16 protein-coding genes and 1 tRNA gene are annotated in these 22,149 nt (G+C 70.0%); 9 read left to right on the top strand and 8 right to left on the bottom strand.

Going from position 1 to position 22,149, the window contains the following annotated elements:
* Window position 1: 1 nt before the first annotated feature.
* Complete coding sequence (locus tag E5F05_RS10360; protein WP_129118532.1) at window positions 2-1,228, bottom strand: MFS transporter; 1,227 nt, start codon at window positions 1,226-1,228, stop codon at window positions 2-4.
* 50 nt (window positions 1,229-1,278) lie between these two features.
* Between E5F05_RS10360 and E5F05_RS10355 the strand changes: the two genes are divergently transcribed.
* A complete protein-coding gene (locus tag E5F05_RS10355; protein WP_129118531.1) occupies window positions 1,279-1,956 on the top strand; it encodes a glycosyltransferase family 2 protein in 678 nt (225 codons plus the stop codon).
* On the opposite strand, the gene E5F05_RS10350 is transcribed toward E5F05_RS10355, so the two are convergent.
* Entirely contained in the window at window positions 1,922-3,100 is a 1,179-nt protein-coding gene (locus E5F05_RS10350; RefSeq protein ID WP_129118530.1) for a glycosyltransferase family 4 protein, read from the bottom strand. The genes E5F05_RS10355 and E5F05_RS10350 overlap by 35 nt on opposite strands.
* 155 nt (window positions 3,101-3,255) lie before the next feature.
* Here E5F05_RS10350 and E5F05_RS10345 point away from each other — a divergent pair, with 155 nt between their 5' ends.
* Together E5F05_RS10345 and E5F05_RS10340 are read left to right on the top strand one after the other, a co-directional pair.
* Window positions 3,256-4,293 (top strand): YkoP family protein, encoded by a 1,038-nt coding sequence (locus E5F05_RS10345; RefSeq protein ID WP_129118529.1) that lies wholly within the window; start codon window positions 3,256-3,258, stop codon window positions 4,291-4,293.
* A 77-nt stretch (window positions 4,294-4,370) separates the two neighbouring features.
* The gene (locus tag E5F05_RS10340; RefSeq protein ID WP_129118528.1) at window positions 4,371-4,826 is read left to right on the top strand and encodes a hypothetical protein; all 456 of its coding nucleotides are present in this window, start codon (window positions 4,371-4,373) and stop codon (window positions 4,824-4,826) included.
* A gap of 172 nt (window positions 4,827-4,998) precedes the next feature.
* Here E5F05_RS10340 and E5F05_RS10335 read toward each other — a convergent pair whose 3' ends face one another.
* The 3 genes from E5F05_RS10335 to E5F05_RS10325 form a co-directional block, all read right to left on the bottom strand.
* A complete protein-coding gene (locus E5F05_RS10335) occupies window positions 4,999-7,890 on the bottom strand; it encodes a GAF domain-containing sensor histidine kinase (RefSeq protein WP_129118527.1) in 2,892 nt (963 codons plus the stop codon).
* Between the two features lie 686 nt (window positions 7,891-8,576).
* On the bottom strand, window positions 8,577-9,263 hold the full coding sequence (locus E5F05_RS10330) for a response regulator (RefSeq protein WP_129118526.1): 687 nt from the start codon (window positions 9,261-9,263) through the stop codon (window positions 8,577-8,579).
* 86 nt (window positions 9,264-9,349) lie between these two features.
* Entirely contained in the window at window positions 9,350-11,104 is a 1,755-nt protein-coding gene (locus E5F05_RS10325) for an ABC transporter substrate-binding protein (RefSeq protein ID WP_129118525.1), read from the bottom strand.
* A gap of 346 nt (window positions 11,105-11,450) precedes the next feature.
* Between E5F05_RS10325 and hslO the strand changes: the two genes are divergently transcribed.
* The 4 genes from hslO (at window position 11,451) to E5F05_RS10305 (ending at window position 15,653) form a co-directional block, all read left to right on the top strand.
* Window positions 11,451-12,362: an Hsp33 family molecular chaperone HslO gene (gene hslO, locus E5F05_RS10320; protein ID WP_129118524.1), complete on the top strand. Its 912-nt coding sequence runs from the start codon at window positions 11,451-11,453 to the stop codon at window positions 12,360-12,362.
* Between the two features lie 178 nt (window positions 12,363-12,540).
* On the top strand, window positions 12,541-13,812 hold the full coding sequence (locus E5F05_RS10315) for a S1C family serine protease (protein WP_129118523.1): 1,272 nt from the start codon (window positions 12,541-12,543) through the stop codon (window positions 13,810-13,812).
* On the top strand, window positions 13,809-14,930 hold the full coding sequence (locus E5F05_RS10310) for a tRNA nucleotidyltransferase/poly(A) polymerase family protein (protein WP_129118522.1): 1,122 nt from the start codon (window positions 13,809-13,811) through the stop codon (window positions 14,928-14,930). The genes E5F05_RS10315 and E5F05_RS10310 overlap by 4 nt, the downstream gene beginning before the upstream one ends.
* Window positions 14,931-14,957: 27 nt before the next feature.
* Window positions 14,958-15,653, top strand: coding sequence for a site-2 protease family protein (locus tag E5F05_RS10305; RefSeq protein ID WP_129118521.1), 696 nt, complete (start codon window positions 14,958-14,960; stop codon window positions 15,651-15,653).
* A gap of 413 nt (window positions 15,654-16,066) precedes the next feature.
* Here the strand turns inward: E5F05_RS10305 and trhA are convergent, their stop codons facing one another.
* Complete coding sequence (trhA, locus tag E5F05_RS10300; RefSeq protein WP_129118520.1) at window positions 16,067-16,711, bottom strand: PAQR family membrane homeostasis protein TrhA; 645 nt, start codon at window positions 16,709-16,711, stop codon at window positions 16,067-16,069.
* 113 nt (window positions 16,712-16,824) lie between these two features.
* Complete coding sequence (locus E5F05_RS21620) at window positions 16,825-19,473, bottom strand: IMP dehydrogenase (RefSeq protein ID WP_241687123.1); 2,649 nt, start codon at window positions 19,471-19,473, stop codon at window positions 16,825-16,827.
* 127 nt (window positions 19,474-19,600) lie between these two features.
* On the opposite strand from E5F05_RS21620, the gene E5F05_RS10280 reads away from it, so the two are divergent.
* A tRNA-Ala gene (locus E5F05_RS10280) sits at window positions 19,601-19,676 on the top strand.
* A 108-nt stretch (window positions 19,677-19,784) separates the two neighbouring features.
* Here E5F05_RS10280 and E5F05_RS10275 read toward each other — a convergent pair.
* The gene (locus tag E5F05_RS10275; RefSeq protein ID WP_129118519.1) at window positions 19,785-21,431 is read right to left on the bottom strand and encodes a beta-alanine-activating enzyme beta-propeller domain-containing protein; all 1,647 of its coding nucleotides are present in this window, start codon (window positions 21,429-21,431) and stop codon (window positions 19,785-19,787) included.
* Between the two features lie 86 nt (window positions 21,432-21,517).
* On the opposite strand from E5F05_RS10275, the gene E5F05_RS21350 reads away from it, so the two are divergent.
* Window positions 21,518-22,129 carry a hypothetical protein gene (locus tag E5F05_RS21350; protein WP_241687121.1) on the top strand — a complete coding sequence of 204 codons (612 nt, stop codon included), beginning with the start codon at window positions 21,518-21,520 and terminating at the stop codon, window positions 22,127-22,129.
* The last annotated feature ends 20 nt before the right edge of the window (window positions 22,130-22,149 follow it).

Here is a 22,149-nt window from a genome sequence, read left to right as displayed (position 1 = left end):
ATCAGGTGGGCTGCGCGCCCCGGCGGCCCGGAAAGGCGCGGCGGAACAGGACGTAGCCCGCGGCGGTGAGGAGAGCCAGGGCCGCACCGATCAGGAAGGGGCCGGACATTCCCAGGCGCTGAAAGGCGAAGGTGCCCACCAGCGGGCCAAGGGCGGTCCCGGCGTTCTCGACCGTCATCAGGACACCCCAGGCGGCGGGCCGCTCGCCTTCCGGCAGGGTGCCGGTGACCAGGGCCGCCCAGCCCGGCGCGATAAAGGCGTAGCCCAGCCCGGCAATCACCGCCAGCACGTACAGCACCCACACGGGCGGGGCGGCGGCGAACCCGGCCAGCGCCAGGCCGAGCAGCGCGAAGCCCAGCGTGACCGCCAGGCGGGCGCGGCCCCGGTCGGCCACCCGGCCGGTCAGCGGGAGACTGGCGTACGCCACCACGGCGCCCACCACCAGCACGGCCACCATCCCCCAGTAGTTCACGCCCAGGTGCGGCGCCAGGGTGAAGATCAGCGGCCCCAGCAGCGTCAGGGTCAGGGTCTGCATAAAGGCGGCGGGGAGCAGCGGCAGCAGGGCGCGCAGCGCGACCCGCCTGCGGGCCTCCGGGGCGGGGGACGGCGCGGGTTCCTCCTGCGGCTGGGCCGCCGGTCGGGGGCCGCGCACCGGCACCGCCAGGGCGGCGAGCACGGCCAGCGCCTGCACGGCCAGCGCGAGCAGGTAGGGCCAGCGGTCCGCCCGCCCCGCCACCGCGCCGAACAGCAGAAATCCGCCGCCCACCAGCGGCATCACCGTCAGGCTGACGAAGGTCAGCGCGCGGCCCTGGTAACCCGGGCGGGCGGCGTCGGCGGTCAGGTTCATGGTGCCGGGCCACATGGCCGAGAAGCCGATGCCGTGCACCACGGCGATCAGGATCAGCACCCCGACGTGGTGTGCCAGGGGCAGCAGCGTCAGCGCCGCGAGGCTCAGCAGCGCCCCCGCGAGCATCACCGGCCGCAGGCCGAAGCGGGCGATCAGCGCGCCCGCCGGGCTCCGCATCAGGGTGTCGGCGGCGAAGTGCGCCGTCCAGGCCGCGCCGACGGCGGTGAGGGGCAGACCCAGTTCGCGCGGACCCGCCTGCGGCAGATAGGCCGCGTACAGGCCGCTGCGCACGAACTCCGCGCAGGCCAGGGTCAGGGCGGCGGCGGCGACGCTTCCCAGCGTGCCGGGGCGCAGCGGCAGGGGGGGGAGGCGGCGGGTCATGCGGCCTGCCAACAGGTGCGCGGGTGGCGGGAGCCTGCTACCCTGGCGCGGTGCCGGACTTCACGGTTGTGATTCCCGCCCGCAACGAGGCGCAGTACCTGCCCCTGACGCTGCGCGCCCTGGAACGTCAGACTCTTGCTCCCACCGAGGTCCTCGTGGTGGACAACGCCAGCCGTGACGGGACGGCCAGCGTCGCGCGGGCCTGGGGCGCGCAGGTCGTGGCCTGCGAGGTCCGCGGCATCGCCCGGGCGCGGCAGGCGGGCCTGGAGGCCGCCCGGACCCCCTGGATCGCCTCGACCGACGCCGACTCGTTGCCCGCGCCCGACTGGCTGGCCCGGCTGAACGTGGCCGCCCAGCAACACCCGGGCCGGGTCGCCCTCTACGGCCCGATGCGCTTCTGCGGCGTCTCGCGGCCCCTGATGACCCTCTCGGAGCTGGGCTACGGCACCTTCCTGCACGCCTGCGAGCTGGCGGGCCGCCCCAACCTGGCCGGGGCGAACATGGCCTTTTCCCGGCAGGCGGCGGCCCTGGCGGGCGGCTACCCCGACGTGGAAGCCTATGAGGACGTGCTGCTGGGGCAGGCCCTCGCGCAGCTGGGAGAGGTGGCCTATGTCCCCGGCGCGCTGGTCGAGACGAGCGCCCGGCGGCTGGAGGGGGGCTGGCTGCCTTTCTTGTGGCGGCACGCGCTGAATCTCAGCGGTCATACGCGAGGGTATTTCGAGGACTAGCCGCCTCGGCCGGAAAGGGAACCTCGCGCGGCACGCCCAGCACGCCCGCGTACACGTCCAGCACCCGCTCGGCCACCCCGCCCGGTGTCCAGGCGGTGCCGAAGCTGCGCGCCCCCTCCGAGAGCCGACGCCACAGCATCCCGTCACCGAGGATGGCCCGCGCGTGGCGCGTCAGGGCGGCCACGTCGCCCGGCGCGACCAGATAGCCGCTCTTCCCCTGCGCCACGCCGCTCAGCGTCCCCCGCGCCCCCACCGCGACCACCGGCACGCCCATCAGTTGCGCCTCCTGGAGGACCAGCCCCTGCGTCTCGGTGTCGCTGGCAAACAGGAACAGTTCGGCCAGGCGGTAGTACGCGCCGATCTCGGTCCAGGGTTTCACGCCCAGGAAGGTCACGCGGTCCGCGATCCCCAGACGCTCGGTGTGCCGGACCAGATGCTCCCGCTCCGGCCCCTCCCCCAGAATCACCAGATGCGCGTCCGGCAACTGCGCCAGCGTGTCCAGCACCAGATCGAAGCGTTTCTCACGCGCCAGCCGTCCGACCGTCAGCAGGCGGCGGGTCCCGGCGGGCCAGGGGGTATCCACCGGGGGCGCCGAGCGCAGCACCTCCGGCTCGACGCTGGTGGGAATCACGACCGGGTTGCGGACGCCCATCTCGTGGGTCACGTCCAGCATGGCGGCGGTGGGCGTGATCACCGCGTCGGCGCGGCGGTAGTACAGGCCCATCAGGCGGGTGACCACCCGCGTCTGCTTTTGCAGCAGCGTCAGGCCGGGGACGTAGTGGGTATAGGCCTCGATATGGGTGTGGTAGGTGGCGACGTGCGGCACATCCCATTTGCGCGCCAGCCGCGCGCCCGCCAGCCCCAGCGTGAGGGGCGTGTGGGTGTGGATCAGGTCGTACTTCTGCTCGAAGTCCTTGCGCGTCGGCCAGGCCAGGCGGTAGGTCGGCAGGAACACGTAGCGGACGCTGGGTGCGCGGCGCACATCCGGGCGGGTGTCCTGCTGCTCCGGAAAGAAGGGGGCGACCACGTCCACGTGATGCCCCCGCGCGCGCAGCTCGTCGCTCAAGAGGCCCACGCTGGTCACGATCCCATTCTGATCCGGCAGGAAGGTATCCGTGAACAGCCCGATGCGGAGGGGCTTCATGCTGCTCGCCTGCACGGTGCGTGGGGAAAGGAAAGCTGAAGCATCACTAGACAGGAGCATACGACGCCGGACATGAGAGGCGTGCCGGGTGGGATCAGGGGAGCCGGGGGAAGGGCGCCGCGCCCCCCTCATGCGCGAGCCGCTACAGTCAGGCCATGTCCGTTCCGCGTTCCCCCGCCCGGCCCCTCTGGCCGCTCCTGACCCGCGCCGGGGCCTTCGGGACCCTGCATGGCGGCCATCCCGGCGCCCCCCACCTGGGCCTGACGGTCCCGGTCCTGACGGCGGCCGACCTCGGGGAAGCCCTGGCGGCCCTCGCCCAGGCGCAGGTCCGGGCCACGCTGCTGGTGCCCCCCGCCCTGGCCCGGCAGGTGCCGGATGAAGTGCGGGCCGCCGCGCAGGCCGGACATGAGATCGCCGGGTGGGGCGTCCCCACCGACCTCCCGCTGCTGGAGGTCACGGCGGGCCAGCCCGTCACCGCCTGGGGACTGGCCGGGGCCGACCTCACCCGCGCCCACCTCGCCCGGCTGGCGGCGCGGGGCGTGCGGCCGCTCCCCCTCCCCTCGCCCACCCCGGAGCCGGGGCTGACGCTGCAGGTGCTGCCCGGTGACCTCGGCCGCGTCCTGCCGCGTCTGAAGGACCTGGGCTACCGTCCGGTGCCCGCGCGTGACCTGCCGGACCTGCGGCCCGCCGTACCCCGCGACCTGCTGCTGCACCTGTACCGCCGCCTGGTGGACGACCGTTTCGAGCGGGCGCACGGCGTCACACCCCTCACCGAGCGCGCCGACGCCGTGATGCGGGTGGCGGCGCGGCCTGCTGCGGCACCGCTGCCCCTCCCGCCCGGCACGCCTGTTGCCGAACTGCACCTGCACAGCCCGCGTCTGGTGGGCCTGACCACAAGAGGCGCCTTGACCGCGTACCGGGCCTACCAGCGTTCGCTGCGCGACGTGGCCCGCGCCCTGCGTGAGCGGCCCGAGCTGCAAGGCGCGCAGGCGGTGTTCGCCGTCACCCTCTTTCACGGGCCGCTGGAGCAGAGCGGCTTCACGCTGGTGCCCCTGCCCCCGCTGCGGGCGCGGGTGTACGGGTGGGGCTTCCGCCTGATGCGCTTGGTGTACGGGACGACGAATACGCCCTCCGAGACGGAACCCAGGCTGGCCTGGATGGAGCGGGAAGCGTTTTTGAGGCGGCATGGGTGAGGAGGGAAGCTTCCGGGCGGAGTTGACAGGCAACAGAAAGGGAAAGGAGCACTGTGAGCACGTTCTGGTCTACGACAGTGACGGAACTGATGGAGGTATTCCGCGAAGCACTGATAGCCTTGATCCCGGCATTGGAACGCGCCCGGATCGCCTGGCGTTCGCCGGAGGCATACGACGACTGGGATGCTATTGCCGAGACGTTGTTTGAGCAGATCGTGGTGAACTCCATCCGGCACGGATTGGCCGAGGATTATCAGGAAGTTCGCCTCAACCGGTGGGGTTTAAAGATTGGCCTGGACTGGATAGAGGTCGTGCCACAAGGAGGGGCGGCTGGGCACCGACTGGCCGTTGTGGCATTTGAGACGCGGCAAGCGCCGTTCGACATGATTCTGGCGGAAGTGTTGGACGAGACGGACGTTCCTCTTCAGGAAGATGCCGTGGAGATACCTTTTGAAGGAGCGCGCTTTTACTTTCACTGGCGATCCGGACGAGAGGGGGGGCAGGTGATCGAAGACCTCGTCGTGCAACTCTAATGTGACCATGAGCTGCTCAGGCACATCCGCCTCAGGCCTGAATGGAGCCGCAGCCTGCGCAGGAGGAAACGGTTCGCCACGTTGGCCTGCTCCCTCCAAATCCCCGCAAATTCACCCAAAATGGCGAGCGGGGAAAGGAAGCTCAAACCCCCTCGTATACTGCACCCCACCCTCACCCCGGCAACGTAAACGTCAGCCTTGTCCCCCGCCCCGGTTCGCTCTCCACACCCAGTTCGCCGCCCGCGAGCGTGACCCGCTCGCGCAGGCCGATCAGCCCCAGATGTCCGGCCTGGGCGCGGGCCTGGGCCTGATCAGTGGTGAAGCCCTGGCCGTCGTCGGTGATGGCGACCCGCACGCCCCCCTCCTCGAAGGCGACGCGGATGGCGGCGCTGCGGGCGCGGGCGTGCTTGTCCACGTTGGTGAGGGCTTCTTGCGCGAGGCGGAACACGGTGAGTTCGAGGGCGGGCGCGAGGCGGCGCTCGGAACCGCTGACCTCCAGCCGGGTTTCGGTCTGCGCCTGGCCCGCGAGCCATTCCAGCGCGGGCAGCAGGCCCAGGTCGTCGAGCACGCTGGGACGCAGGTTGCGCGCAAAGCGGCGCACGCTCTCGATGGCGGCGTTCAGGTCGCCCAGGATGTCGTCGGCGCGGGCACGCTGCGGGCCGTCCAGGTCTCGGGCCAGACGGGCAACGCGCCGGGAGGTGGCGATCAGCACCTGGGCTGTGTCGTCGTGCAGCTCGCGGCTGATGCGGCGGCGCTCTTCCTCCTGCGCCTGGGTGAAGAGGGTGAGGTAGCTCCGCAGCTCGCTCTGACGGCTGGTGGCGGCCTCCAGCGCCTGCCCCCGGCGCTGAATCTCGGCGGCGAGCGTCTGGAGTTCCGAGAGGTCGCGCGCAACGGCCAGGACGCTCTGGGGGACCCCGGCCTGCCGCATGGCGCTCAGGCGCACCTCCAGCCGGTAGGGACCGATCTCGATCTCGGTGCGGCCCCCGGCGGCGTGGGTGTTCACGGCGTCCCAGGCGGCGTGCAGGGCGCCCCGGGTGGCGGGCGTGGGCAGGGTCAGCAGGTTAGCGCCGATCAGCGGCCCGGTCAGGGGTTCCAGCAGGCGGGTCGCGGCGGGGTTCGCGTAGGTGATGGTCCCGGCGGGGTCCGCGCTCAGGATCAGGTCGTGGGCGCCCTCCGCGAGCTGGCGATAACGGGCCTCCTGGCGGGCCAGGGCCGAGAGGAGCCGCTCGCGGGTCAGCGTCAGCGCCATCTGGTCGGCCACACTGCGCGCCAGCCCCAGCACACGGTCACTGGGCGCCTCCGTGCCCGGATCGTCCGCATACAGGAAGCCGAGGAGGTGGTCGGGACCATCCCCGCCCGGGTCACCGCGCAGGGGCACGATCAGCGCGCTTCCGGCGACCGGCAGGGCGTGGCGGCGCGTGAGGGGCCGGGGACCCCGCCCGAGTTGCGCGAGCAGCGACGCGAGTTCGGAGGGGCCGGGCGCGTGCAGGTTGAAGGTGGCGCAACGGGTCATTTGCCCGTCCTCACCCATTAAGGCGATCAGGCCGCGCCCGGCGTTCAGGGCCAGCGTGGCCAGGCGCGCGGCTTCCGCGAGCGCGGGGTCACTCTGGTCCTCGCCCAGCAACCGCCCGACGTTCAGCAGCACGGCGGCCTCGCGTTCGCGGCGCAGTTCCTCCTCGTACAGCCGCGCGTTCTCGATGGCCAGGGACGCCTGGGCGGCGAACACCTCGGTGAGCGCGAGGTCGTCCTCGCCCAGCGGCAGGGGGTCTTTCCAGTAGAGCGTGAGCGCCCCGAACACCCCGGCGCGTGTCCCCAGCGGCAGGCCGACCACGCCCCGGTACGGGTAACGGCCCTGCGCCAGCAGTTGCCGGGTGTAGCGGCTCCCTCCGCCCAGATGCTCGCGGGTCAGGTCGTGGGCGACCACGATCTCGCGCCGCTCCACCGCGCGCCCGGTCACGCCCGCGCCCACCTTGGCCCGCACCCGCAGCACGTAGTCGTTGGGCAGGCCCACCGCGTTGCGGATGGTCAGGGTCCGCCCGTCGGGTTGCAGCTCGTACACGCCCGCCGCGTCGGTCCCGAAAAGCGCCGTGGCCCGCTCCAGCAGCCGGGAGAGGGTGTCGCGCAGGTGCAGGCTGCCCGCCAGCGCCGCCCCCGCCTCGCGCAGCGCCTCGGCGGCCTCACGCTTGCGAGTCTCGGTGCTGTACAGCCGGGCATTGTCGATGGCGAGCGACGCCTGCTCGGCCAGGGCCAGCACCAGCCAGGTGTCGTCCTCGCTGGCCCGCGCGCCCGGCGAACGGCTGTCCACGTACAGCACCCCCAGCGGGCGGCCCCGCGCGCTCAGCGGGGCGATCAGCGCCACCTCGGGGTCCAGTTCGGCCAGGCCCGCCGCCAGGGGCGTCCCGGCATCGCGTGTCCGCTCGTACAGGATCACCTCACCGCGCTCCACCAGTTGCCCGAACGACACCGGGCCGACGGCGATCCCGCCCGTGAACGCCTCGTCGAAGCCGTGCGTGAAGACTTCCCCAGTCCGCGCCCCGGCCTCCCCCACCTCGCTGAACAGGCCCACGAAAGCCCGGCCGAAGCCCAGCGCGAGCGCGGCGCTCTCGGCGGTGGCGGTCAGCACCTCGGGGAGATTCAGGCTGCCCCCCAGCCGCCGCACCAGTTGCTCGACCGTCTCCGCCACCCGCCCGCGGCCCCGCCGCACCTCGCGCGCCTGCACACCCTCCAGTGCCAGCGTCAGCAGCGGCGTGAGGCCCGAGAGCGCCTCCACCCCCTCCGGGTCCGCCCCCACGAATTCCAGCACCCCCCCGCCAAAGGGCAGGCAGGCCAGCATCCCCTCCGCCACCGGCTGCCCCTGCGCCAGCGCCCGCGCCGCCACGGTCCCGTCACTCAGCCCCAGCCCCCGGCCCTCCTCGCCCACCGCCACCAGCGACCCGCCCACCACCGCCCACACCTGCACCCCATGCGCCCGCACCGTCTTGCAGGCGAACTCCGCCAGCGCCCGCCCGAACGCCCGCACGGTCAGCGCGGCGCTCAGTTCGGAGGGGAAGGGGGGGAGGGTCATAGCAAAGGACGGGACGGGTCAGAGGGCATGACGCAGCCAATCGAACCAGATTAAAGCGTTTTCCGCCGAGAGGATGGAATTGACGCTCCAACCCGGCTGCTGGTCAAGGACAAAGACCGAAGACCTGAAGGTCACATCGCACGGGGAGGAGGAAAGGTGCCGGGCAAAACGTGGCTGTGGGAGGCTCTGCCCGTTCACTCCCTCTGCAAGCAGCTCTGCGAGTCCCAGCCTCTCGCGGTGCGAGCTGTACCAGTCCCCCCTCAAGGGGGAGGGGCAAAAACACCGTGTTCATCGCCTTCTTCAACAGGGTGAGAAATAGAGTCGGCACCCAGCCCCGCAACGGGGAGAAGCAAAAGGCTGCCCACACGCCCCTTTTTCCAAAATGCGGCTGCCGTTGCTTCTGCGCTTCCATCTTTTCAAACTCTGGAGCGGACGGCCCATACGCACCTTCCCACTTCACATTCCAGGCAGCCGAGCCGTTCGGGCAGCAGGCCCGAGGCCTTCCAAGTCAACGGGCAGAGCGTCGAGGCCGGACACGTCAACGGTCAACACAAACCCGCCGCTCCAGGGAACCTCTCTTGCCCAGCGCAGCGCCGCTCCCCCCTGCCCCCGGCGGGGGTAGGGGGGCTGGGGGGGTGGGGGCCAACCGAAGCAAGATGCCCCGCCCCTCAACCCAGACCCCGCCTTCACAGCGTCTTCGGATCGATCCACCCCCGCTTGATCCCGTACAGCACCGCTTCCGTCCGGCTCCCCACCCCCAGCTTGGAAAAGATGTTGGCGAGGTGGACCTGCACCGTGCGCGGGCTGATGTCGAGGTCGCGGGCGATCTCCTTGTTCGTCCGGCCCGTGGCGGCCACGCGCAGCACCTCCAACTCGCGGGGGCTGAGGGCGTCCTCGGGAGGGGTGGGGGTCTGGTGGGTGCTGAAGCGTTCCAGCACCTTGCGGGCGACGGAGGGATGCAGCGCACTCTCCCCGGCGGCGACCGCCCGCACCGCACCCAGCAGGTCGTCCTCGCTGGCGTTTTTCAGCAGGTACCCGGCCGCGCCCGCTTCCAGCAACGCGAAGACGTAGGCGTCGTCGTCGTAGCTGGTCAGCACCAGCACGCCCACGCCGGGCCGCTCGGCCTTGATGGCCCGGGTCGCCTCGATGCCGTTCATGCCGGGCATGGACACGTCCATCAGGATCACGTCGGGCGTGAGCGAGCGGGCCTTGAGGATCGCCTCCTCGCCGCTCTCGGCCTCACCGACCACGCGCAGGTCCTCCTCCCCCTCGAGCAGCTCGCGGGTGCCCTTGCGGACGACCGGGTGGTCATCCACCAGGAGGAGCGTGATGGGCCGCGTGTGGGCGGGCAGCGTGTCGGTGACGTCGTCCATGCCCGCAGGATACGCGCTGGCGGGGGCGTGCCGGGGCAACGGAAAAGGCCGCCCCACGTGGGAAGGCGGCCTTGACGGAGAAGGGTTCAGCTCTTGCTGAGGGCTTTCCAGAGCGTGCCGGTCCCGAAATTGCTGAAGGAGAGCATCGGGTTGTAGGTGTCGGCGCTGAAGCCCTGGAGGTTGTCGCGGTACGGGCGGATGCCGGGGTTGCTGGGCATCAGGATGTAGTAGGCCTGATCCTTGGCGCGTTCGGCGATCTGGGTGTAGAGCTGGTTGCGGCGCTGGGCGTCGCTGGTGCTGCGCGCCTCGTTGATCCAGGTGTCAATCTGCGGGTCGGTGAAGCCCACGCGCGGGTGGTAGTAGCCCTGGCTGCTGTAGAAGGTGCTCACGAAGTTGTCCGGGTCAGCGTAGTCGGGCGACCAGCCGGTCATGACCATCGATTCGCGGCCCTTGTTGGCGCCTTGCAGAATCTCGCTCCACTGCTTGGGCTGGATGTTCACGCGGAACTTGGGGTTGAGCGACTCGATATTCTTCTTCAGGATTTCCATCGCGGTCTGCGCGGCCACGCTGCCCGCACGGTAGGTGGCGTTCACTGTGAAGCCGTTCTTCCAGACCTGCCCGCCCCAGGCCTTCTGGAAGGCGGCCTTGGCGGCGTTCAGGTCGAACTGCGGCGCGGCCAGGTCCTTGTTGTAGCCGGGGAAGTTGTCCGGCAACAGGAAGTTGCGCGGCTGGCCCATGCCGCCCTGCACCTGCTTGATGTAGGTCGGCACGTCGAACGACGCCACGAAGCCCCGGCGCACGTCGGGGTCGCTGAAGAAGTTGGCGGGGATGCCCTGCCCGTCGAGCTTGCCGCTGCCCAGGCGATCCTTGGCCTGGATGTTCTCGTTCATCGCGATGCCGAAGGCGCTGATGTCCGGCAGGTTGTCCACGATGGACACGCCCGGCTTACCCTTGAGCTGCTCCTCGATGTTCGCGCGGGTCCCGGCCTCGATCAGATCGGCGTCACCCCGCAAAAAGGCCTGCTGGCGGGCGGCCAGTTCGTCCACCTTCTGGAGCACCACGTTCTTGAGCGCGGGCTTGTCGCCCCAGTAGCCGTCAAAGGCCACCGCGCGGAAGGTGTTGGCGTCCTTGCTCGCGAAGCGGTAGGCGCCGGTGCCGCTGGGATCACGCGAGAGCGGGCTGTCGGTCAGGTCCTTGCCGACGGCGGCCTTCCAGGTGGCCTCGGTGCCGTCCCACTCCCCGATCTTCTTGGCGTGCTCGCTGTCCACGATGCCCTGGCCGCTGTAGGCCAGCTTGGCGAGGAAGGCGGGGTCGGGCTTGGGCAACGTGAAGACCAGCGTCTCGCCGTCGCACTTCACGGCGTTCGCGATCTTGTCCCAGGTGATCGACTTGTCGTCGTTGGCGTTTTGGGGAGTCCCCAGCAGGCTTTCCGAGAGGAACCAGTTGCCGCTCTGGCTGGTGTTGGTCACCAGGTTGCGGCGGAAGGTGTACTCGGCGTCCGCGCACTTGAAGGGATTGCCGGAGTGGAACTTCACGCCGTCGCGCAGCGTGAAGCGGTAGGTCTTGCCCCCGTCACTCATCTCCCACTTGGTGGCGAGCAGCGGCTCCAGTTCGCTGAGGCTGTTGCCCTTGTAGGTCACCAGCGTCTCGTAGAGGTTCTCGACGATCTGGCCGCTGCCGGTGTCGTAGCTGGTGCCGGGGTCCAGGGTCGGGATATCGGCGCTTTCCTGCACGACCAACGTGCTCTTGGCGCCGTTATCGGCGTTGCGACCACTACAGGCGGCCAGGGTGAGGGCCAGGGTGGCGAGCGCCAGGGCGCGGGTAGAAACTCCAAACTTCATGTTCACTCCTGTGAGTTGAGAAAACCAGGCGAATTCCCAGAAGGGGCCAGCGGGGAGGCATGGCCCCGGACGGACAAAGCAGACGTGGGCCGCCCTCGCGGGCGTCAGGCCATCAGGCTAGAGCCGGATCGTGAGTGTTCCCTTGCCCTTCGCTGAAGAAGGTCGGGGAACGGTTCAGGCGACGGTCAGCCGCCCGGCTGCCGGGGACAGCGCCGCTGCTTTCAGGCCGCAGGATGCCTGACGAGCCCGATGTTAACGCAAGATCGCCGCCGCGCCCAGAACCGCCGTTGGGGGGATTGAGAGGCCCCCCACACCCATCTTGAGTGTCCTGGTGTAAGGTTTCCTAATGACTTCAGACGCCCTCCCAGCTTCCTTCCTGCTGCGCGGCACGGCGGCGGGCGGCACCCTGCGCTTCGTGGGGATCGACGCCACGCAGATCGTCGAGGAAGCCCGCCTCCGCCACCACCTCAGCAAGACCGCGACCGCCGCCCTGGGCCGCGCGCTGGCCGCCAGCGCCCTGCTCGCCGTGGTGCTGGGCAAGAAGAGTGACAGCCGGGTGACCCTGCGCCTTCAGGGGGACGGCCCCATCGGCTGGATCGTCGCCGAGGGCAGCGCCGACGGCCTGCTGCGCGGTTACGTGCGCCAGCCCGGCGCGGACCTGCCCATCCGCGCGAGCGACGGCAAGCTGGACGTGCGCGGCCTCGTCGGCACCGACGGCGAACTGGCCGTGACGCGGCTTCTGGACAACGGCGAACCGTACACCGGCAGCGTGCGGCTGGTCAGCGGCGAGATCGCGGAGGACGTGAGCACCTATCTGGGCGTGTCCGAACAGATTCCCAACGCCGTGCTGCTGGGCGTGTACGAGGAAGGCGGCCGGGTCCACCGCGCCGGGGGGCTGCTGGTCCAGGCGATGCCCGGCGTGACGGACGCGACCCTGGCCCGGCTGGAAGCCAATATCCGGGGGATGGGGCAGCTCACCGACCATCTACGGCGGGGCAGCCTGCTGGAAACCATGCAGACGGCGGCGGCGGGGCTGGACCTGGTCCTCGCGCCGGAGGCCCAGCCCGCCCGTTTCCAGTGCCGCTGCTCGCGCGGGCGGGCGCTGGAGAGCCTGCGCTTTTTCGCCCCCGCCGAACGCCAGGAGATGATGGACGAGGGCGGCCAGGAGGTCATCTGCCACTGGTGCGGCGAGCATTACCAGATCGAGCCCGACGAGATCGCGGGCCTGGACGCCCAGCGCGAGCGCGCGCAGGCCTGACGGCGGGCCTGCTCCGGCCGCCTGGCGTTTAGCAGGCCCGCGCCATTCTTGAACAGCAGCACGGTGGCCGCCTCCCCGTCATGCGTCAGGTGGCGGAGGCGCCGCCGGATGAAAGAACTCCCTAGAACCAGGAGGGGAACCGGGCCACCTTCGCCGCGGCCGTGAGGATAATGACCCCATGAGACGACCGATGCTCGCGGCGATCCTGGTGCTGGTGGGCCTGGGGCTGGGCGCCACCCTCCTGCGGGATCAGGTGCCCCTCTCGGGGGCGCAGAACAGTCCGGCGGCCAGCAGCCCGGTCCGTGCGGAGGCTGGGGCGCTGCTGCAAAATGAGCAGAACACGGTGGACATCGTGCGGCGCTACGAGCCGGGGCTGGTGTACATCAACACCGAGCAGCAGGTGGTGCAGCCCAATCCGATGGGCTGGATGTTCGGCGGCCAGGATCAGACGCAGGTGCAGCAGGGCGTAGGCAGCGGCTTTTTCGTGAACGCGCAGGGCGACATCCTGACCAATTACCACGTGGTCGCGGGCGAGAGCGGCCAGGGCCCGGCTCCCCGCATCCGTGTGCGCGTCCTGAACCGGCAGCAGAGCGTGCCCGCCCACGTGGTCGGCCTCGCGCCGCAGTACGACCTGGCGCTGATCCGCCCCGAGGGGCTGGACAAGAGCCTGATCAAGCCGATCCCGCTGGGGGACAGTGACACCCTCAAGCCGGGGCAGAAAGCGATTGCGATGGGTGCCCCCTTCGGGCTGGATTTCAGCGTCACCGAAGGCATCGTGAGCAGCACGGCGCGGCAGATTCCCATCGGGTTCTCGCAGAGCGGCACGGGCGAGGGCATCACCCAGAAGGCGATCCAGACCGACGCCGCCATCAACCCCGGCAACAGCGGCGGGCCGCTGCTCGATTCGGGGGGGCGCGTGATCGGCATCAATACGCAGATTCTCTCGCCAGCGGGCGCCGCGACCGGCGTGGGCCAGAACGCGGGCGTGGGTTTCGCCATCCCGATCAACGCGGCGAAAAACCTGCTGCCTCGGCTCCAGCAGGCCAGGGGCGGCGTCGTGGCCGCGCCCCGGCTGGGGATCGTGGCGGGCCTGGTCGTCCAGGGACCGGGGCAGCCCGTCCCGGTGGGCCTCAGCGCCCTGACCACCCAGGGCAAGCGGGAACTGGGCCTGCCCGAGACGGGGCTGGTGGTGGGCCAGGTGGCGCCGAACACGCCCGCCGCACAGGCCGGACTGCGCGGCGGCAACCAGACGCAGACATTCCAGGGGGGCCGCATCGCGCTGGGCGGCGACGTGATCACGGCGGCGGACGGTCAGCCGGTGGACGGCATCGAGGATCTCCAGTCCGTCCTGATCAACAAAAAGCCGGGAGACAGCGTGACGCTGCATGTCGTGCGGGGGAACCAGGCCCGTGACGTGAAGGTGACGCTGAACAACGCCTCCTTCCAGTGAACGGCGCGGCGCAGACCCCGGGAGAGCGGGTCTGGGAACAGCTCCGGCTGGAGGACCGCACCTGGCTGGCTGGCCTCGCGCGGGCAGCCGGGCCGGGCGCGCGGGTGGCCCTGGTCGGCGGCGCCGTGCGCGACGCGCTGCTGGGAGAGACACCCTCGGACCTCGACGTGGTCGTGGAGGGGGCGGACGTGGGCACGCTGGCGGCGGACACCGGCCTCCCCGGCCTGGTCCACCCGGCCTTCGGGAACGCCACCGTGACCCTGCCGGACAGGCGGCACGCGGACCTGGTGCGGGCGCGGCGGGAGAGCTACCCGGTGCCCGGCGGCAATCCCGTCCCGGCCCCCGGCACCCTGGAAGACGACCTGCGGCGGCGTGACTTCGGGCTGAACGCGCTGGCGCTGCTGGTCAGTCCGGACGGCCGCCTGACCCTGCTCGACGAGGTGGGCGGCCTGGAGGACCTGCGGGCGCGGACGCTGCGGCCCCTGCATCCGCACTCGCTGCACGAGGACGCCAGCCGCCTGGTCCGCGGGGCACGGCTGGCCGGACGGCTGGGCCTGACCCCTCACCCCGAGTTGCGGCGGCAGGTGCCCGGCGCGCTGGAGATGGCCGACCGCACGCCCCGCCTGCACGCCGAACTGCGCCTGCTGCTCGACGAGCCGAGGCCGGGCCGGGCTGCCCGGGTGTTGGAGGAGTGGGGCGCGGGCGCCCTGCTGCCCGCCGGGGCTGTGGAACGGCTGGAAGCCCTGGACGTCCGGCAGGACACCGGACAACGGGTTCTGGCACCTGCCTATGCCGCCGCATTGCTCTCCGCCGCCCCCGACCCCGCCGCGCTGGCTGACCGTCTGGGGCTGGGGGAGAAGCCGGGGGCGCTGCTGGCCCGCGCGCGCTCGGATGCACCCGCCGCGCCCGGCAGCGCGGAAGCCGTCCTGCGTGCCCTGCTGCGCCCGGAGGCCTATCCGGTCCTGACCGGACGGGACGTGGTGGCGCTCGGCGTGCCGCCCGGTCCGGCGGTGGGGCAGGCCCTCGCGCATCTGGCGGCGCTGCGGCGGGCGGGGCAGGTCCGCAGCCGGGAGGGGGAGCAGGCCGCCCTGCGAACGTACCTCGCGGCCAGAACTTGACCCCACGTCCCTTAGAATGCCGGGAACATGCGCCCCAATTCCCTTTTCGGCAATCCCAACCTCATTTTCCTTATCCTTATCGTCCTCCTGGCGCTCTCCTCCCGTCAAGGGCTGATCAATCTTGTCTTCACCAACCCGGTCGCGTTCGTGATCATCGCGGTGGCGCTCGCGTTTTCTCTCACGGTCCACGAGTTCGCGCACGCCTGGACCGCCGACCGTCTGGGGGACCCCACACCCCGCCGTTACGGGCGCGTCACCCTCAATCCCCTCCGGCACCTCGACCCCTTCGGCACGCTGCTGCTGCTGCTCATAGGCTTCGGGTTCGCGCGGCCGGTGCCGATCAATCCGAACAATCTGGGGCGCTGGGGCACATTCTGGGTGGCGGCGGCCGGGCCGATCAGCAATCTCCTGCTCGCCTTTGTGACCGCCGTGCTGCTGCGGGTGCTGCCGCCCAGCCAGATCACCGACCTCGTGCTGCTGTATGTCCTGAGCATCAACGTCGTGCTGGCCGTCTTCAACCTGATCCCGATCCCGCTGCTGGACGGCAGCCGTATCCTGGGCGCCCTGGTGCCGTCCCTGGGGCGCAGCCTCGCGCAGTTCGAGGCCCAGCCCTACAGCTTCCTGATCGTGATGGCCTTTATCTACCTGGCGCGCGGCCCTATCGGCACCCTCATCGGCAACGTGCAGAACTGGGTGCTGGGGACGGTCGGGATAGGGCTGTAGGAACCGGGCCGCCCAAAGAACCCCCGGCACGAGGTCGGGGGTCTTGTCTTTCGGCCAGGCCGGAAACGCGGCGGGGGCGCATGAGAGGCTCAAGGATCAGGTGCGGAGCAGTCGGATGAACGGTGGCAGGAGCTTGACCACACCGAGGCCAGCAGCGATAGCTACGGCCCACTCGGTCACGCCTTCCGTCTGAAGTCGAAACCGTTTGGTTGCGCGCTTCTTGTGGATTGGAAGACGCACCCGCCTTTCCGGGCGTGATGTTGCGAGCATTGCACCCTTCCTCTTTTGGAGGTTCTACCCCACTTGTCATGCAGCCGTCCGAAGACGGACACGGCCTATCTCCAGAATATGGCCGTGTCAATTAGCAGGCTGTCGGACAGAAATAAGGGCCAAACATTTATATAAGAACCCAACTACCGCAAATAAAACATCATCGCCACATGTGCGCCGGTGCCGCCCAAAACGAACAGGTGCCAGATTTCATGGAACCCGAACACGCCGGGCCGGGGATTCCAGCGCCGGGTGCCGTAGATCACCGCACCAATGGAATACAGGACGCCTCCGGCCGCCAGCCAGAAGATCGCAGGCGGGGGCAGATTGCGCGCGAGTTGCGGCAGGAAGGCGAGGGCCAGCCAGCCCATGCCCAGATACAGGAGCGTGCTGATCCAGCGGGGCAGGCGCATGGTCAGCACCTTCAGCAGGATGCCCGCCCCGGCGATCCCCCAGACCACCCACAGCACCACGTCCCGCCACACGCCCTCCAGGCCGTAGTACGCGACCGGCGTGTAGCTGCCCGCGATCAGCAGGAAAATGCCCGCGTGATCGAGCTTCCGCAGCCACAGCAGCCCGCGCTCCCCCACATGGAAAGAGTGATAACTGGCGCTGGCCGCGTACAGGCCCACCATGCTCAGGCCGAACACCAGGAAAGGCCACAGGTGCAGTCCCCGTGCCGCCGCCCACCACAGCAGCGGCCCCAGCACGATCAGGGCCGCCGCCGCCCCGCCCCAGTGGGTCAGGGCGTTCACGGGTTCACGGGGGGCGGTCAGGAGACGCTTCACAGCAGACAGGGTAGTGGGTTGTGGGGGGTGGGAAGTGGGGGTTGGGACGCAGTACGTGGTGCGCGGGACGCGGTGGAACATCTTTTCCCGCGTCCCGCGCACCGCTTCCCGCCTTACCTCCCCCCGTAATTCGGCGCTTCCTTCGTGATCGTGACCCCGTGCGGGTGGCTCTCGATCAGGCTGGCCCCGGTGATGCGGACGAACTGGGCGGTGTCGCGCAGGGTTTGCAGGTCCGGGGCGCCGCAGTAACCCATGCTGCTCCGCAGGCCGCCGACGAACTGGTAGATCACCTCGCCCGCCGTGCCCTTGTAGGCGACGATGCCCTCGATGCCCTCGGGGACGAATTTGCGGCTGCCGGTCTGGAAGTAGCGGTCGCTCGACCCCTGGTCCATCGCGCCCAGGCTGCCCATGCCCCGGTAGCTCTTGTAGCGGCGGCCGTCGCGCAGCACGACCTCGCCGGGGGCCTCGTCGGTCCCGGCCAACATGCTGCCCATCATCACGGCGCTGGCCCCGGCGGCAATCGCCTTGGGCACGTCACCGGTCTGCTTGATGCCGCCGTCGGCAATCACGGGAATCCCGGCCTCCAGCGCGGCGGCGCTGGCCTCGAAGATGGCGGTGATCTGCGGGACGCCGACGCCGGTGACGACGCGGGTGGTGCAGATGCTGTTGTGAACGACCGCGTTGTCCGCGATGAAGCTGTGGGTGGGGCAATCCACCTCGATATCGTAGACGGGCAGGCTGAGGTTCAGCTCGCGCCGGGAAAGCGGCTTGACCACACCGTAATCGGGAAGTTGCCGGGCCGCGTGCGACACGCTCAGGCGGGCACGGTAGGAATCGAGCAATTCACCCTTCACCCCCTGAAGGCCGCCGACATTGCCGGGTTCGACGGACATGTTAGGCAGGCTCCCCTCGGTCAGGTGACACAGCAGGCCGAACAGCTCCAGCAGTTCCCGCGAGGTGTTCACGAAGCACTGGCGGCCATCGGCAGCCAGGTAGCCGTCACTGTCGAGCAAGCCGTCCTTCAGGCCGCGCAGGTAGTCGGGATTCTTCACCAGATAGGCGTGGGGCAGGTGCTTGTGCTGCCGCTTGCCGAACTGCGCGAGGAGCCGCGCCCAGGGCAGCGAGTACAGGTGCAGATGGATGACGTTCCCCACCCGCTCCCGCTTGAGGGCGAGTCCCGTGACCCGTTCCACGGCGCCGCTGAGTTTGTCGGCAATGTCTGTTTCCTCGTGTGAGAAGTACCAGTCCACGCGCCCGACCTCCGAGCCGGTGCGCGTCTCGCTGCCGTTGTGGTTCAAGAAGGCGTGTCCGTCCCCCAGGAATGTACCGAAGAGGTAGCCGAGGTCGTAACTCTCTCGGATGCAGGTGTTCGCCCGGCGCTCCAGCAGCTCCTGCCGCACGGCAAAGTCGCCCAGGTTGATCTCCAACACGTCGGGCAGCTCGAAGTGCAACTGGCGGGGCATCAGGAACACGTCGCCGTCCGCCTCACCCACCTGCTTCCAGCGCAGCTTGCTCTCACCCAGGCGGGTGGGGCGCGCGAGCGTGGCGGCGTAGCCCTTGGAGGCCACCGTTTCCGCACTCACGGTGCTGAGGGCGCCCACCCAGAACCGGTGGTCCGGCGTGACCACCGTCTCGCGTGGAGAATGAACATGCCGCACCGCCATCACCTCGCGGACGCCGGTACACCACGAATTGACGACCGTCACGGGCCGCCCGTGCATGTTCAGCACCCGGTCACCGACCTTCACGTCCTCGATGTTCTTGTAGTACCCGCCCGCCATCAGCACGCGGGTTCCGGCGGCAAAGCAGCCCGGCCCGATGCCCACCTTCACCGCGTCCGCCCCCGCCGCGATCAGGTCCCTTGCCCCGGCCCGGGTGGCGATGTTGCCCGCGATCACGTCCACGTCGAAATGCTCCTTCACACGCGCCAGCGCGTTCAGGATGCCCTGGCTGTGGCCGTGCGCGCTGTCGAGCACCAGCACGTCGGCCCCGGCGGCCACGAGTGCCCCGGCGCGGTCCATCAGGTCGGCTGAGACGCCGATGGCGGCGGCCACCCGCAACCTTCCCAGGTCGTCCTTCGCGGCGCGGGGGTACTTCACGCGCTTGGTGAGGTCCTTGATGGTGATCAGGCCCTTGAGGAACCCGGCCTCGTCGGTCACCAGCAGTTTCTCGATGCGGTGACGCTTGAAGATGGCCTGCGCCGTCTCCAGCGTGGTGCCGACCGGCACGGTCACCAGGTTCTCGCGGGTCATCACCTCACTCACCGGCGTGGCGAGGTCCTCGACGAAGCGCATGTCGCGGTTGGTGATGATGCCCAGCAGCTTCCCGGCGGGGTCGGTGACCGGCACGCCGCTGATCCGGTACTCCGCCATCAGGCGGTCGGCGTCTTGCACCGTGGCCGTGGGCGGGAGGGTGATGGGGTCCACGATCATGCCGCTCTCGCTGCGCTTGACCTTGCGGACCATCTCGGCCTGCGCGTCGATGGGCATGTTCTTGTGCAGGACGCCGATACCGCCCTCGCGGGCCATCGCGACCGCCATGTTCGTCTCGGTCACGGTGTCCATCGCCGCCGACACGAAGGGGATGTTCAGGCGGACGCGGCGGGTGAGCTGCGTGCCCACCTCGACCTCGTGGGGCAAGACGGTAGAGTGGCGGGGCAGGAGCAGCACGTCGTCGAAGGTGATGCCTTCCTGGCCGAACTTGTAGGCGAAACGGTCTTCATGTGCCGTGGGAGCAGCGGCGGGCGTCGCGGGAGCACTCATGCACCGCAGTTTACGCGCGCTTGATGGACGGCCGGTAAGCCCCGTCCGGCGCGCCCGGCCGCCTTCCCCCTTGCACGCCTGGAAAACGCATGCTAGATTCTCCCTCGCCCTTCAGGGGGTCCACATCGGGGTCGTAGCTCAGCTGGGAGAGCGCGTCGTTCGCAATGACGAGGTCAGGGGTTCGATCCCCCTCGACTCCACCACAAAAAAGCCCGCCACACGCTGGCGGGTGCTTTTTTTGGCCTGCGGCTGGTGGCGGGTGGCCTGCGGCGGGAGGGAAGTTCCCCCTTCACAGACCACCCCAGCCGGGGTTACAGGCCCCCGTTCCTCCTGACCAGGGCCGGGAACTCGGGCTGCGCCACCAGCGGCGTGAGGGCGGGCACGTTCACCGGGAAGGTGAGGGTGCGCCCGGCGAGGGTGAGGGTGACACCCGCCGGGGCGCGGCGCGCGGCCAGCTTCGCCCCGGGCAGGTCGGCCAGCGCGGCGAGCGGCACAAAGGCGGCCCGGTTCACGTACCGCACCGGCACCGCCTGAGCGCCGCCCGCGCTACCCGCCGCAGGCAGCGTGAGGGTCGCGGTGCGGGGCGTGAGCAGGCTGATGGGGGCGCCCAGCGCGCCCGCGACGTCCGAGAGCGGCAGGTATACCTGCCCGTCCAGCGCCCGCGCCCCCTGCCCGGCGGCCTGCGCGTACTGGTCGGGTGTGCGGGTCGGGGCGGGGGGGGTCACCGGAGCGGGGGCAGCGGGCGTGGTGGGCTGGGCCGGGGCCGTGGGGGCAGGCGGCGCAGGCTGGGGCGCGGGCCGCTGGGCCAGCACGGCCGAGGCAGCGGCCCGCTTGGCGGCGGTGCGGGTGGCTGCTTCCTGGGTGTTCAGGACCCGGCCCCACCCGGCAGGCACGTTCCGGAAGCTGGTCCAGGGACCGTCCGCCAGGGGCGGCTGCTTCTGGACGGCGCTCAGGCCGCCGCCCTCGGTGGTGAAGTACAGGGTGCCCTGGTCGCTCACGGCGACGTTCGTGTCGATCTTCTTGCCGGTGCTGATCTTCCAGAGGGTCTGCCCGGCCTTGCCGATGGCGTGGACGGTGCCGTTCAGGTCGGGCACGATCACGCTGCCGTCGCTGAGTTCGGCCGCCGCCGCCGCGACCGGCGCCCCGGCCTTGTAGACCCACTCGTCCTCGCCGGTGGGGTTGATCGCGTACACGTTGCCGTCGTAGCTGCCCACCACCACCAGGTCGCCGCTGGTCACGATGGGGCTGGCGTTCACGAACAGCCCGGTGGGCCGCACCCAGCGCTGGGTGCCATCCGGCGCGACCGAGTAGATGCGGCGGTCGCTGGACCCGAAGTAGATGTTGCCCTGCCGGTCCAGGGCCGGGCTGCTGAACACCAGCGAGGCGGCCCGGAAGGCCCACTTCAGTTTCCCGTCGGGCGTGAGCGCGTGCAGCAGGTTGTTCTGCGCCCCGAAGTAGATGGTGCCGTCGGCGGCAATCGCGGGACTGCTGAAGACCGGCGCGCCGACCTTGTAGGTCCACAGCACCTGCCCCTGCGGACTCAGCGCGTAGACGGTGCCGCCCGCCGTCGCCACGATCACGCTGCCGTCGGCGCGCAGGGCGGGGCTGGCAAAGATGTCCCCGTCCAGCTTGGTCTTCCAGAGCAGCTGGCCCGCCGGGTCGAGCGCGTAGAGCTGGTCGTCGTAGGAGGCGGCAATCACCGTGCCCTGCGGCGTGACCAGCGGCTCGGCGCGGCCGATGTCACCGGTCGCGTAGTTCCACTTCTCGACGCCGCGCGCGTCGGTGCGGTGGATGCGCGCGTCGCTCCCGACAAAGACCAGATCACCGCTGTCCGCGATGGCCACGCTGGACAGCACCTTCAGGTCCTTGAACCAGGTGACCTGCGGCGCGGTCTGGGCACCGGCCTTCATGAGAGCCAGAGGCAGAAAGATAAATGAGTAGCCGAAGATTTTCCTCATGTGAAGGTAAGCTCCTTTACAGTCCCTTTAAAGGGCGTGGGGCGAATGGACGGCTGCAAGGGTAGCGTCCTAAGATGCGATTGGTTATGAAAAAGATTCTCATGCTGACCGCGTTCGCGCTCGCTGGCCTCGCCGCCGCGCAGGACACCACCACGCCCTCCACCACTCCGCCCTCCACCACGCCGCCCGCCGACACCAGCACCTCGACCGGTACCAGCACCACGACTGGCACGAGCACCACGACGACCAGCACCACCACGACCACCGGCACGACCATGCAGGACATGAACATGGTGAACCCCGCCACCCTGAGCGCCGCCGACAACTTCACCCGCGCCCAGGAATTCGCGGTGCAGGCCGACGTGGCCTACCCGGTGCCCTTCTACGACCGCACCCTCTGGAAGGCGGCCGTGGACTCGGCCTACTACGCCGCCAACATGGACCAGGGCAACCGCGACTACCAGGCCTACCTGGCGCAGCTCTACACCAAGACCCAGTGGTGGATCAACGCCTACAACGCCTGGAACCGCCTGGGCGACCTGACCGATCAGGAGAAGCAGTGGGCGTCCCTCAGCGCCGCCAAGCTCGCCTACATCGCCCTCCAGCGCGGCGACAAGCAGACGGCCCGCATGTACGTGGAAAAGGGCATGAGCTGGGCCGACAGCGCCAGCCTCCAGGCCATCATGAAGCGCCTCTGAGTGAACGCTTCAGCTCCAGT

The organism is Deinococcus metallilatus (assembly GCF_004758605.1).
Taxonomy (GTDB): domain Bacteria; phylum Deinococcota; class Deinococci; order Deinococcales; family Deinococcaceae; genus Deinococcus; species Deinococcus metallilatus.
This window is presented reverse-complemented; position numbering and strand designations above follow the sequence as displayed.